Origin of the sequence: Paenibacillus sp. UNC496MF (assembly GCF_900113915.1) — a bacterium.
Classification (GTDB): Bacteria; Bacillota; Bacilli; order Paenibacillales; family Paenibacillaceae; genus Paenibacillus_Z; species Paenibacillus_Z artemisiicola.
This window is the reverse complement of record NZ_FORE01000006.1, coordinates 574,712-587,045: the sequence shown is the minus strand read 5'-3', so window position 1 is coordinate 587,045 and position 12,334 is coordinate 574,712. Positions and strand designations below refer to the sequence as shown.

Annotated in this window: 10 protein-coding genes; 9 read left to right on the top strand and 1 reads right to left on the bottom strand. The window is 61.8% G+C overall.

Annotation, left to right across the window (positions count from 1 at the left end; all coding sequences use genetic code 11):
- The first annotated feature begins 183 nt into the window (after nt 1-183).
- The 4 genes from BMZ79_RS11170 to BMZ79_RS11155 all read left to right on the top strand — a co-directional run bounded on the left by BMZ79_RS11170 (nt 184) and on the right by BMZ79_RS11155 (nt 5,433).
- Nucleotides 184-1,083 (top strand): ABC transporter permease, encoded by a 900-nt coding sequence (locus BMZ79_RS11170; protein WP_090639776.1) that lies wholly within the window; start codon nt 184-186, stop codon nt 1,081-1,083.
- A gap of 16 nt (nt 1,084-1,099) precedes the next feature.
- Complete coding sequence (locus tag BMZ79_RS11165) at nt 1,100-2,002, top strand: carbohydrate ABC transporter permease (protein ID WP_090639774.1); 903 nt, start codon at nt 1,100-1,102, stop codon at nt 2,000-2,002.
- 161 nt (nt 2,003-2,163) lie between these two features.
- Nucleotides 2,164-3,825 (top strand): type 2 periplasmic-binding domain-containing protein, encoded by a 1,662-nt coding sequence (locus BMZ79_RS11160; protein ID WP_090640203.1) that lies wholly within the window; start codon nt 2,164-2,166, stop codon nt 3,823-3,825.
- Nucleotides 3,826-4,101: 276 nt separating this feature from the next.
- Entirely contained in the window at nt 4,102-5,433 is a 1,332-nt protein-coding gene (locus tag BMZ79_RS11155) for an SGNH/GDSL hydrolase family protein (RefSeq protein ID WP_177222104.1), read from the top strand.
- 669 nt (nt 5,434-6,102) lie between these two features.
- On the opposite strand, the gene BMZ79_RS11150 is transcribed toward BMZ79_RS11155, so the two are convergent.
- The gene (locus BMZ79_RS11150; protein WP_090639769.1) at nt 6,103-6,858 is read right to left on the bottom strand and encodes a DeoR/GlpR family DNA-binding transcription regulator; all 756 of its coding nucleotides are present in this window, start codon (nt 6,856-6,858) and stop codon (nt 6,103-6,105) included.
- A gap of 244 nt (nt 6,859-7,102) precedes the next feature.
- Here BMZ79_RS11150 and BMZ79_RS11145 point away from each other — a divergent pair, with 244 nt between their 5' ends.
- The 5 genes from BMZ79_RS11145 to melA are packed head-to-tail and all read left to right on the top strand — an operon-like array spanning nt 7,103 to nt 12,333.
- Nucleotides 7,103-8,203, top strand: coding sequence for an SIS domain-containing protein (locus tag BMZ79_RS11145; protein ID WP_090639766.1), 1,101 nt, complete (start codon nt 7,103-7,105; stop codon nt 8,201-8,203).
- A gap of 14 nt (nt 8,204-8,217) precedes the next feature.
- Entirely contained in the window at nt 8,218-9,078 is an 861-nt protein-coding gene (locus BMZ79_RS11140) for a class II fructose-bisphosphate aldolase (RefSeq protein WP_090639765.1), read from the top strand.
- Nucleotides 9,079-9,082: 4 nt separating this feature from the next.
- Complete coding sequence (gene pfkB, locus BMZ79_RS11135) at nt 9,083-10,012, top strand: 1-phosphofructokinase (RefSeq protein ID WP_090639762.1); 930 nt, start codon at nt 9,083-9,085, stop codon at nt 10,010-10,012.
- Nucleotides 10,013-10,072: 60 nt separating this feature from the next.
- Nucleotides 10,073-11,035 (top strand): carbohydrate kinase family protein, encoded by a 963-nt coding sequence (locus tag BMZ79_RS11130; RefSeq protein ID WP_090639761.1) that lies wholly within the window; start codon nt 10,073-10,075, stop codon nt 11,033-11,035.
- On the top strand, nt 11,032-12,333 hold the full coding sequence (gene melA / locus BMZ79_RS11125; protein ID WP_090639759.1) for an alpha-galactosidase: 1,302 nt from the start codon (nt 11,032-11,034) through the stop codon (nt 12,331-12,333). Before BMZ79_RS11130 ends, melA begins: the two co-directional genes overlap by 4 nt.
- The last annotated feature ends 1 nt before the right edge of the window (nt 12,334 follow it).

Sequence of the window (12,334 nt, the reverse complement as noted above, 5' to 3'; positions counted from 1 at the left end):
CTATGATCGGTCTTGCGGAAAGCGCTGTCAAGTCGTTCGGACGACGACGCTTTCCGGGATCGAACGCTTGCATGCACCAGTGGGATTCGCTTGGGAGGGATTGGTTTGAACGTGGAAATCGCAGTAGAGAAACCGGTGCGGACGCCGGTACCCGCAACGAGGAAAAAACGGAGCCTGGCGCGCATGGCCGGCCGCAGCTTCGCCAAGCACTGGCAGCTGTACCTGATCGTGACCCCGCCGCTGTTGTACTTTCTGATCTTTAAATATTACCCGATGCTGAACGCGGTGCTCGCGTTCAAGGACTACAACGTCACGAAGGGCATTTGGGGCAGCCCGTGGGTCGGCATGAAGAACTTCAACCTGTTCTTCGACAATCCGATCTTCTGGACGCTCATCAAGAACACCGTCATGCTAAGCGGTTACCTGCTGCTCGCGGGCTTTCCGATTCCGATTCTGCTCGCGCTGATGCTGAACGAAGTGCGCAGCAATCGATTCAAGCGGTTCGTGCAGCTCGTCACGTTCGCGCCGTATTTCATCTCCACGGTCGTCATGGTCTCGATCATCATGCTGTTCCTGGCGCCGCGGCTCGGCTTCGTCAACGTGCTGATGAACCATCTGGGCCTCGATTCCGTCAACTTCCTCGGCGAGCCCGGCTTCTTCCGCTCCATCTACGTCTGGTCGGACATCTGGCAGACGGCGGGCTACTCCGCGGTCATCTACCTGGCGGCGCTGGCCGGCATCGACCCGACGCTGTACGAGGCGGCGAAGGTGGACGGCGCGTCCCGGTTCCAGAAGATCTGGCACGTCGACCTGCCGGGCATCCTGCCGACGATCGTCATCGTGCTGATCCTGAACGTGGGCAACGTCATGGCGATCGGCTTCGAGAAGGTCTACCTGCTGCAGAATCCGCTCAACCAAGTCAATTCGGAAATCATCTCGACGTACGTGTACAGCATCGGCCTTTTGAACGCCAACTACAGCTTCGCGACCGCGGTCGGCCTGTTCAACTCGGTCATCAACTTCGTGCTGCTCATCCTCGTCAACGGGTTGGCCAAACGGCTGACGAACAACAGTCTGTGGTAGAAGGAGCTTGAAACGCATGACAACAACAACCGTGAACCGCAAAATCCGGGAATCCGCGGGCGACCGGGCGCTCATGATCGCGATCTATACGATCCTGACGCTCGTGCTGATCGCCGTCATCTACCCGCTCATCTATATCGTCAGCAGCTCGATCAGCAGCCCGGCGGCCGTCACCTCCGGCAAAGTATGGCTGTGGCCGGTGGACATCTCGTTCAAGGGCTTCAAGACCTTGTTCGACACGCCGGCGATCATGAAGGGCTACGGCAACTCGCTGTTCTACACGGCGGCGGGCACGTTCATCAGCGTGGCGCTGACCGTCATGCTGGCGTATCCGCTGTCCCGCAAGACGTTCTTCGGCCGCAGCCCGATCATGGTGATCATCACCTTCACGATGATCTTCAGCGGCGGCCTCATCCCGACGTACCTCGTCGTGAAGAGCCTGCACCTGATCGACACCCGCTGGGCCTTGCTCATTCCGAACGCCATCTGGGTGTGGCAGGTCATCATCGCGCGGTCGTTCTTCCAGTCGTCCATTCCGGAGGAACTGATCGAGGCGAGCGAGATCGACGGCTGCAGCGACCTGCGCTTCATGCGGAGCGTCGTCATCCCGCTGTCGAAGCCGATCATCGCGGTGCTCGTGCTTATGTACGCGGTCGGCCAATGGAACGCCTACTTCGACGCTTTGATCTACCTGAAGTCGGCGAACCTGTTCCCGCTGCAGCTCGTGCTGCGGAGCATCATCATCCAGAACAACAGCTCCGGCATCATGGACGCGATGAAGCAGGTGGAACGCCAGCAGCTCGCCGAGCTGCTCAAGTACGCGCTGATCGTCGTCGCGACGCTGCCGGTGCTGATGATCTATCCGTTCGTGCAGCGCTTTTTCGTCCAGGGGATGCTGGTCGGATCGGTGAAAGGCTGACGCCTTTCCCGGTCCCGGGCCGTCCTCCATTGAAAGGGGAGATGTTTATGTAATGTGGGGGGTTCGCCCGGCAAAACAGCGTACAACATACCAAAAAGGGAGCGATCAGTGTGAAAAAGAGAAAAATCGGATCGGCCGTCGCCATTCTCGCCGTCTGCTGCATGATCCTGGCGGCGTGCGGAAGCCATAACGGAGGCAATTCCAACACGGCGGATAACGCGGCGAACGCGGGCAACGGCGGCAACGCGGCGCAAGCGGCCGACAACGGCGGCAGCGGCGAGACGAAGGCCGACCCGGTACCGGTCAAAATCTTCTCCATCCAGGAAACGGGCATCGACCTGCCGACCAATAAATTCACGGCGTTCGTCGAAGACAAATTCAACATGAAGATCAACTGGGAGCTGAACCCGTCCGACGGCGCGAAAGAGAAGCGCCAAATCTCGCTCGCGAGCGGCGACTATCCGGACGCGTACATGCTGCCGGCGTACATCGACCAATTCTCGCAGGCCGACGTGCTGAAGTACGGCAAGCAAGGCGTGCTCCTGCCGCTGAACGACCTGATCGACCAATACGCGCCGAACATCAAGGCCGCGCTTGAAAAAGACCCGGAAATGAAAGCGTTTAATACCGCGCCGGACGGCAACATTTACGGCCTCGTGGCCTATGCGCAGTGCTTCCACTGCTCGTACCCGAACAAAATGTGGCTGAACACGACGTGGCTCGATAAGCTCGGCCTGCAAATGCCGAAGACGACCGACGACTTCAAGAAAGTGCTCGAAGCGTTCAAGACGAAGGACCCGAACGGCAACGGCAAAGCCGACGAAGTGCCGCTGAGCGGCTCCACCGAAGATTTCGGCGTGCGCGTCGTTCCGTTCCTGATGAACGGCTTCGTGTACGACGACGACCGCAACTACCTGAACCTGACGGGCGGCAAAGTGGAATCCGCCGCGGTCAAGCCGGAGTGGAAGGAAGGCCTGAAGTACATCAAATCGCTGTACGACGAGAAGCTGATCGACCCGGGCGCGTTCACGCAAAACGCCGAAGCGTTCAAGAAAATCGGCGAGAACGCGGACGCCCAAATTCTCGGCGCCGGCGCCGGCATGCACCCGGCCATCTTCGTCAACATCGACAAGGGCAACAAGTATTCCAAGGACTACAACCCGGTTCCGCCGCTCCAAGGCCCGCATGCGCAGTACGCGACGCATGACGCCGGCGGCGTGGCGCCGGGCGCGAAATTCGTCATCACGAACAAAGCCAGCAAGGACGCGCAAATCGCCCTCATCAAGCTCGTCGACTACATGTTCACGCCGGAAGGCCAAACGAACGGCGCGTCGGGCATGGAAGGCATCGACTGGGAGAAGCCGGGTCCGGACGACGTCGCGCTGGGCGAAGGCGTGAAGGCGCAATTCAAACCGATTCCGGGCAAAGAAGGGGAAGCGCCGCATAACGCGGGCTGGAGCGGCGTCGCTCACTTCTACATGCCGAAAGAATACCGCGACAGCTTCGTGCAGTCGACCGACATCTACGACTCGACGGGCTACGAGCGCCGTCTGTACAACGCGACGCTGCTGTATCAAGGCAAAGAGCCGCAGGAGTTGTTCCCGGCGTGGTCCGTCTGGATCGATCCGTCCGAAATGGACGAAGCAAGCATGCTGCAAACGAACATCAAGAACTACATCGAGCAAAACGAGCTGCAATTCATCACGGGCAACAAGGACCTGGACAAAGACTGGGACGCGTACGTGAAAGGCTTGAAGGATCTGAAGCTGGACCGCTACCTCGAGATCCTGCAAAAAGCGTATGATTCCTCCAACCAAAAATAAGCGGTAACGCGATAGGCAAGGGCAAGGCGTTCTGGCGAGCCAGAGCGCCTTTCGCCTGCCCCGGGGCGCCCCGGGGCGGGGCCGCGGGAGGTGCAGGAGCCGAAGGGCGGGGACCGCGGGAGCCGACGAATGCGGACGGCGGGCAATTCGTTCTCGCCCGGCGAGGGTAATGAAGGGAGGCGCCGCGCGTCCGGCGAGAGGCGCGCCGCCTTGGAAGACGGCGAGCCCGTTCGATCGGCTTCGGAAGGGCTCGTTCATACGAAAGGACGTGAGCGCATGACGAAATTGGATGCAGCACATAGCAAGCTGCGGGAAGGGCTGCCGCGCTTCGCGGCCAAGCTGCTGCGGGGCGAGCCCGCGGCGGTCGCGTATTTGGGCGGCTCCATCACGGAGGGCGCGGGCGCTTCCGTGACGGACGAGACGAGCTGGCGGGCGCTGAACGGCCGGTTTTTGCGCGAACGCTTCGGGGACTCGGCGTGGACGTTCATCAATGCGGGGGTCGGCGGGACGACGTCGACGTTCGGCGCGCACCGGCTGCGGGCGCATGCGCTGGACCATGGCCCGGTCGATCTGCTGTTCGTGGAGTTCAGCGTCAACGACGGGGAGGACCGCGACGAGTCGATCCGCGGCATGGAAGGCATCGTGCGGCAGTGCCGCCGGCTGTCGCCGGAGACGGAGCTGGTCTTCGTCTACACGGCCGCGGACAAGAACCTGACCGACGGGGTGCCGTTCAATATCGCGGTCCATGAAGAAGTCGCCGCGCATTACGGCATTCCGTCCGTCAGCTTCGCGGGCGGCGTCCGGGATCTGATCCGCGCGGGCGAGACGACGTGGGAGGCGCTGGCGCCGGACCGCGTTCATCCGAACGACGAGGGGCACGCGCTGTACGCGTCGTACGCGAACGCTTTTCTGGAGCAGGCGGTGACGGCGGTGGCGGAAGCGGCCGAAGCCGGCGAGCGCGGCCATGATCCGGTGCTGGTGCCGGCGGAGATTCCGAACGCCGCCGTCGTGCCGGCGCCCGGGCAAGCGGCTTCCGCGGCCGCGATCCGGGAGGCCGAGGAACGCGCGGGCCTGGCCCTGCCGCCGAAGACGGAGACGGCGGCAGGCGTCGGCGGCAGCGGTGAGCCGGCCGATGGCGGCGTGGATACGCGGCCGGCGGACGAGCTGCCGGTGCCGCTCGACGCGCGCAATTACGAGTTCGCGACCATGGCGGACGTCGGACAGGGCGTCCTCGCGGAAGGCTTCGCGCCCGCCGAGCTCGGCCCCGACGATCCGCTCATGAACTGGCGCTTCGCGACGGCGCATCTGGCGGCCGCGGGCGGCAAGCGGGAGCGGCTGTCGTTCGCGATCGCGGGGCGACGCGCGGGCATCGTGCTGCTGCACGGGCCGGACAGCGGCATCCTCGAGTATTCGCTCGACGGCGGCGAGAGCTTCGCGGAAGTGAACGTGTTCGACGAATGGTGCCCGCTGGCGTACCGGCCGATTCTCGTGTCGTTCCCGTTCCAGCCGGAGCGCAAGCTCCAGCAGGTGACGATCCGCTGCACGGGCACGAAGGATGCGCGCAGCAACGGGACGGGCATCCGCGTGATGAAGCTGCTAAGTTCGTAGGCGGCGGGAGCGTCTGGCCGGCGGGACTCGGCCGCGGAGGCGGCGTGCCGGTGCGGCAAGCCGGTGGCGGAGGCTGCGCCTGCGGCCAAGGCCGAGGCGGCGTGCCGGTGCGGCAAGCCGGTGGCGGAGGCTGTGCTTGGGGCCAGGGCCGAGGCGGCGTGGCCGACGGTGCTGCGGTGAAGCCTGCCGCGAGGGGGGCTCCATATTGGGCGCGACGAACCCAGCCCCCTGCCCCATAACGCTGCACTCGGTGCGAACGGGTTATGACAATCCTTGCGCGCACACCGCCGCTTTCGGACCAACCATGCCAAAGGCTCTCGATATCCACGAAACGCGGACATCGAGGGCCTTTTTTGGCCTTCGGCAAGCGCGACCGGGGGCGGCGGGCGAGCTGCGCGGACAGGAGATCCGCTAATTCGCCGAAAAGCGGCGATTTCGGATTTTGGCGGCCACAGGAGCCGTTATTTACCGAAAAAGGCGGCTATAAGTCAGTGGTAAGCACCGATAACGGAACGTGTGTCCGCGAAACTCTCCAAAAAGCGCCTATGACTCAAATAGCGGCTTCTGTGTCCGGCTTTGACGCGATCCGGCGCAACGGATGTCACCGCGCGCCGCTGCGCGCCGCTTTCCGCCCGGGGGGCAGCGCGCCCGCGCGGGTTCGAGAGCTCATCAATTGAACGAAATGCCCGCTTCCCGGTAACGGCGGACGATTTCGGGCGAGACGCCGTCATCCGTAATGATCCCGTTCACGCTTCCGAAATCGTTGATCACGAAGAGGGAGCTGTTGTTGAATTTCGTATGGTCGGCGACGATATAGTTCTGAAGCGATTTTTGCATCATGACCCGGTTCGTTTCCGCCTCCATTTCGTTGAACGTGGTGATCCCCCTCGAAAGGGAGATGCCGTCGACGCCCACGAACGTTTTTTGAATGCTGAGCCGGTTCAGCGTGCCGTCGGCGAGCGGTCCGGACAGCTCGTAACTTTGCGTATTGATCGTCCCCCCCGTCACGATAAGCCGCAGCCCCGGCTTGCCGATAAGCTCGTACGCGATATTGATCGCGTTCGTTACGATCGTCAGCCCCTCGAACTGATCCAGCCGTTTGGCTATGAAATAATTCGTCGTGCCGCCGGTCAAGCCGATGATATCGTGGTCCCGGATCAGGCCGAGCGCTTTTTCCGCGACTTGCTTCTTCTCCTCCGCGTTGATCTCCAATTTCTTAAAGAACGGCGTTTCCATCTTCATAATTTCGAGCACGGCGCCGCCAAGCGTGCGAATGCATTTCTTCTCGTTCTCCAGCACCTCGAGATCGCGGCGGACCGTCGCTTCGGAGACGGAAAACTGCTTCACGACCTCGGCGACCTGAATCGATCCTTTATCCTTGAGCTGCTCCAAAATCCAACCCCGTCTTGCATCTATTTTGCTCATATCGTACCTCCATTTGAAAAATGCGCAAACATGATTATCATCCTACCATGTTTCGTGAGGTTTATGAAATCGTTTTTTTGCGTCTCGAGCAAATTTTTGCGCGAAGAATCTATTTTTTAAATATTTTTTTGTTTTATGAATAAAAACTGAATATTTTGATTTACACGATCAAATTATGGTGGTACATTGTTCTTGTCAATCATTTTTATGTCGTTGGCGAAAGAAATCACCAGGAGGTGAAGTCATGGAATCGAAGCAACGGACGGAGGAACAGGATTCGAAAGAAGCGGCGTTACGGGCGGAAGAAACGTTAACGTACAAGGAAATCGGGGAGCAGGCGGAAGCCGTCGAGACGGCGTTCCGTTCCGCGCTTCAATCCGGCGGCTGGGTGGAGAAATACGTTCGGAAGGGCGGCGAGCAGGCGATCTTTATCGGGTCGGGCTCCTCTTACTACCAGGCGCAGACGATGGCGGCCGTTTACCGGGCGTGGCTCGGACGCCCCGCGATCAGTCTTCCGTCGTCGGACCTGCTGCTGGTTCGAAAGCAATCCGCGGTGGAAGAACGGACGGCCGTCGTGTTCGGCGTCTCCCGCTCGGGCGAATCGACGGAGGTGCTGCTCGCCCTTAAAGCGGCGCAAACGGTAACCGGCTGGAAGACGGCGGGGGTGACCTGCTACGCGGACAGCGAAATGGCGAAGCTGGCTCCGTGCCTCGTCTCCGAGAAGGGCAAAGAGCGCAGCACGGTGATGACCAAATCGTTAAGCAGCATGGTGACGGCCGCGCAAACCGCGATCGCTTCGGCATCGGGTCAGGCGAAATATATCCAGGAGCTGGAGCGGACCGTCGGCGAGGTAGGCGCGGTCGTCGATAAGGCGAAGGCGCTGGCTTCCGGCATCGTGCGGTCGGCTTCGTTCAACAAAACGATCTTTCTCGGCATGGGCGCTTTGTTCGGGATTGCCCAGGAGGGCTGCCTCAAGCTGAAGGAGATGTCCAACGTATGGACGGAAAGCTTCGGTACGTTGGAATTCCGGCACGGGCCGAAGGCGATCGCGGACGAAGGCACCTGCATCGTCGTGCTGCTGTCCGAGCAGGCGCGCGAACAGGAGCTGAAGGTGGCGGCGGAGATGAAGGATTACGGCGCTTATATCGTACTTATTGCCGCATCCGCCGGCCCGGACACCGCGTTCGCCGACCAGGTGCTGGAGGTAGGGCTGCCGGACGTCTCCGACGAAGCCCGCAGCATTCTCTACCTGCCGCTGCTTCAATATTACGGCACGTTCACGGCCGTCAAGCTGGGGCTTAATCCGGACCATCCCAAAAATTTGACGCAAGTCGTCGTCTTGTAGGGAGGGGGAGAGACGTGTCGCTCGTATCATCGACGTCCATTCTCCGCCAAGCGAGATTGGAAGGGTATTGCGTGCCGGCCTTTAACGTCCACACGCTGGAGATGCTTCAGGCGGTGGCGGAAGCGGCCGAAGAATCGAAGTCCCCGGTCATCCTGCAGTCGACGACGGGAACGGTGAAGCATCTCGGGGCGACCTATATCGCCGCCGCCGCGAAGACGGCGGCCGAGCTCGTCTCGGTTCCGATCGTTCTTCATCTGGACCACTGCAGCGATTTCGACATCATCGCCAGATGCGTGAGAGCGGGCTATACCTCCGTGATGATCGACGCTTCGATGCATCCTTTCGAGGAGAACGTGCGTCAGACGCGCAAAGTCGTCGAATTGGCGGACGCGGTGGGCATTAACGCGGAGGCGGAGCTCGGCAAAATCGGCGGCGTGGAGGACGGAGTTTCCGTCGGGGAAGACGAGGCCATGCTGGCGGACCCCGAGGAATGCGCCCTGTTCGTGGAACGGACCGGCGTTCATACGCTCGCGCCGGCGATCGGGACTGCGCACGGCATTTACAAAGGCGGCCCGAATATCGATTTCGACCGGATCGGCTTGATTGCCGGGCTCACCCGGGCGCCTCTCGTCCTTCACGGGGGCTCCGGCATCCCCGACGACCAGGTGCGCAGATGCATCGGATCGGGCATGGCGAAGATGAATATCGCGACCGAGCTGCGGATGGTGTTTACGGAAGCGATTAAGGCCGTGCTGGACCGGAATCCGGACGAGAACGATCCCCGGCAATACATGAAGCCGGCCAAGGAAGCGACGAAGCGGTTCGTCAAGCGGAAGATGGAATTATGCGGATCCGCGGGCAAAGCGGGAAGGTGACGGCGTGATCGTTACGGTAACGCTAAACCCTTCGGTGGACAGGAGAATATGCGTCCCGCAGCTGGCGCTCGGCCGCGTGCAGCGCGCGGTGTCCGCGCATGCCAGCGCCGGCGGCAAAGGGCTGAACGTGGCCCGGGTCGTCCGCCAGCTCGGCGAGGAGGTCGCGGCGACCGGATTTCTGGGCGGCCGGAACGGCGAGTGGATCGCGAAGAAGCTCGAGCAGGACGGCATTTCGGGCCGCTTCGCTTCCATTGCGGGGGAGACGAGAAGCTGCCTCAATCTGATCGATCCGTCCGACGGATCCTCGACCGAGGTGCTGGAGCCCGGTCCCGAGGTGACGGAAGAGGAGATGGCGGCGCTGCTGGACCGGATCCGGGAGCTAGCCGCGCCGGAGACGTGGATGATCGTTTCGGGAAGCCTTCCCGGGAAATGCCCGCCGGATTATTGCGGCCGGCTGGTCGAGATCGCCTCGTCGCGGGGCGCCCGCGTCGTGCTCGATTCGAGCGGGGAGGCCCTTCGGTCAGGCATGCTTGCCGGGCCTTACGCCATCAAGCCGAACGAAGAGGAGTTTCTGCAGCTAACGGGAGCGGACCGCTTCTCGGAAGAGGGGCTGGCGGCGCTGGCGGATGATTTGCGGCGGCGGGGGGTTCGGCATACGATCGTTTCCCTGGGCTCGGAAGGCTGCGCGGCAATGCTGGGCGGCCGGCTTTACCGGGCGAAGCCGCCGCGGCTGAAGGCGGTCAATCCGGTCGGCAGCGGCGACGCCTTCGTCGCCGGATTGGTCGTCGCTTGGCGGAGGGGCGCGGACGACTCCGGCGCGCTGCGGTTCGCGGCGGCCGTCGGGGCGGCCAACGCTTTGTCGGAGGCGACGGGCGACGTCCGCCAAGCGGATATCAAGGCGCTTTGCGAACGGGTCGCGGTCAGCCGGTTGTAAAGGCCCGTTCGAAACGCTGCATTATGCATCGTACTCGTATCGAGCGGGAGAGATGGGAAGATGGCCAAAACGGTCTATGTACTGGGAGAATTAAACGTCGACGCAATCATCTCGGGAAGCCGCATTCATCCGGAGCCCAACAAGGAGAAGTTCGTAGACGATTTCTCGATTACGCTCGGCTCGTCTTCCGCCATTACGGCATGCCGGCTTTCGCAGCTCGGACTGAACGTCTGCTTCGTATCCGTGGTCGGCGATGACGATTTCGGCAAGTATTGCATCGAGCGGCTGAAGCGCTTTGGCGTCAACGTAGAGCATGTGCGAACCGATCCGCGGGAGAAGACGGGAGTGACCGTCTCCCTCTCTACGCCGTCGGACCGCGCCCTGCTGACCTTCATGGGGGCCATCCCCAAGCTGGCCGTGCCGATCATGCCCGACTCGATGATGGAGCGGGCCGATCATCTGCATTTCGGTTCCTTCTATCTGCAGCTCGGCATGCAGCGGGAGTGGGCTGCTTTATTCGCGCAAGCGAAGGCGTGCGGCATCACGACCAGCTTCGACGCCGGATGGGATCCGGAAGAGAATTGGCGGCGTCCGCTCATCGACGGGCTGCTGCCCGTGACGGATCTGTTCGTCCCGAGCGAGGAAGAAGCGCTGCGCATCTACGGCTGTTCCGATCTGGACGAATTGGCCGAAGCGCTGCCGAAGCGGCGCGGGAGCGTCGCGGTCAAGTGCGGCAAGCGGGGAGCGCGGATGCTGACGCCGGAAGGAGAATGGCTGCATGAGCCCGGTTTTGCCGTTAAGGCGGTCGATACGACGGGAGCCGGGGATTCGTTTAACGCAGGGCTGATTTACAGCTTTTTGGAAGGAGAGCCGCGGCGGGAACAGCTGATCTTCGGCAATGCGTGCGGCGCGCTCTCCGCGCAGGAGATCGGCGGAACCGGCGGAGCGCTGGATGTCCGGCAAGCGAGAGCGCTCATCGCGGCGCAGCGGCCGGAAAAACCGGGGAAGGTGGCGATGGAATGACGAAAGTCGCGATTATAGGCGCAGGCAGCTTTTTTACGGAAAAGCTGGTGATCGACATGTTGAATATCGAGGGGCTGGAGGAAGGCGAATTCGCGCTGGTCGACCTCGACGCGGAGCGGCTGGAGATCGCCCGCAAGCTGACGGAACGCGTCGTCCAATTGATGGGGAAGCGGTTTAAGGTGTCAGCCTCCGTTAACCGCAGGGACGTGATCGCCGGCAGCCGGTTCGTCATCAATCAGATTGAGGTTGCCGGGCTGCAGACCGTCCGCAACGAGTTCGAAATTCCGCTCAAATACGGCGTGAAGCAGTGTATCGGCGATACGATGGGGCCGGGCGGCCTGTTCAAGATTTTGCGGACGGTGCCCGCATGGCTGGACATTCTGAAGGATATCGGGGAGCTGTGTCCGGACGCGCAAATCCTGAACTACACGAATCCGATGTCGGCCGTTACGCTCGCTACCGTCAAATCCGCGGATATTCCCGTGGTCGGGCTGTGCCATTCCATCCAGAATACGTCCAGGCAGCTGGCGGATTATCTGGATGTCCCGTACGGGGAGCTGAAGTGGCGGGCAGGCGGCATCAACCACATGTCCTGGTTCGTGGAGCTCAGCCGGGACGGGAAGGACCTGTATCCCGGGCTTAAGGCGAAGGCGGAGACGCCCGAGCTGCTGGCCAAGGACCCGGTAAGGCTCGACTTCATGAAATATGCGGGGGCCTTCGTCTCGGAATCGAGCGGGCATTTCTCCGAATATTTGCCCTATTACCGCAAGCGCCAGGATTTGATCGACCTGCACTGCGGCGAAGGCTATCTCGGCGGTACCGGCTTTTACGCGAGCAATTGGCCGAACCGGCGGAGCAGGCTCGACGAAGAGCTCCTCGCCAAGGTGGAGGGAACGCGGGAGCTGTCTCTGGAGTCCAGCAGCGAATACGCGGCTGTCATTATCGAGGGCATGCTGAAGAACGAGCCGAAGATCATCTACGGAAACGTGCCGAACGGCGGCCTGATCGACAACCTCCCGGCGGACGGCATCGTCGAGGTCGCCTGCCTGGTAGACCGAAACGGCGTGCAGCCTACCGCGTTCGGCCGGCTGCCCGAGCACTTGGCCGCTTTATGTCGCAGCAATATGGCCTTCTTCGACCTGGCGGTAAACGCGGTGCTGGAGAACAGCAGGGAGATGGCCTATCATGCGCTGCTGATCGATCCGCTCAGCGCCGCCGTCTGCTCGCCGGCCGAGATCAAGAGCATGTTCGACGAGCTGTACGAGGCCGATAAGCCTTACATTCCCGATCTCCGTTAAG

Bases quoted from the DNA above. Each gene is read 5' to 3' on its own strand.
- BMZ79_RS11145 (WP_090639766.1), top strand. From the start codon at position 7,103: ATGGAATCGAAGCAACGGACGGAGGAACAGGATTCGAAAGAAGCGGCG.
- BMZ79_RS11130 (WP_090639761.1), top strand. From the start codon at position 10,073: ATGGCCAAAACGGTCTATGTACTGGGAGAATTAAACGTCGACGCAATC.
- BMZ79_RS11170 (WP_090639776.1), top strand. From the start codon at position 184: ATGGCCGGCCGCAGCTTCGCCAAGCACTGGCAGCTGTACCTGATCGTG.
- BMZ79_RS11155 (WP_177222104.1), top strand. From the start codon at position 4,102: ATGACGAAATTGGATGCAGCACATAGCAAGCTGCGGGAAGGGCTGCCG.
- BMZ79_RS11150 (WP_090639769.1), bottom strand. From the start codon at position 6,858: ATGAGCAAAATAGATGCAAGACGGGGTTGGATTTTGGAGCAGCTCAAG.
- BMZ79_RS11160 (WP_090640203.1), top strand. From the start codon at position 2,164: ATGATCCTGGCGGCGTGCGGAAGCCATAACGGAGGCAATTCCAACACG.
- melA (WP_090639759.1), top strand. From the start codon at position 11,032: ATGACGAAAGTCGCGATTATAGGCGCAGGCAGCTTTTTTACGGAAAAG.
- BMZ79_RS11165 (WP_090639774.1), top strand. From the start codon at position 1,100: ATGACAACAACAACCGTGAACCGCAAAATCCGGGAATCCGCGGGCGAC.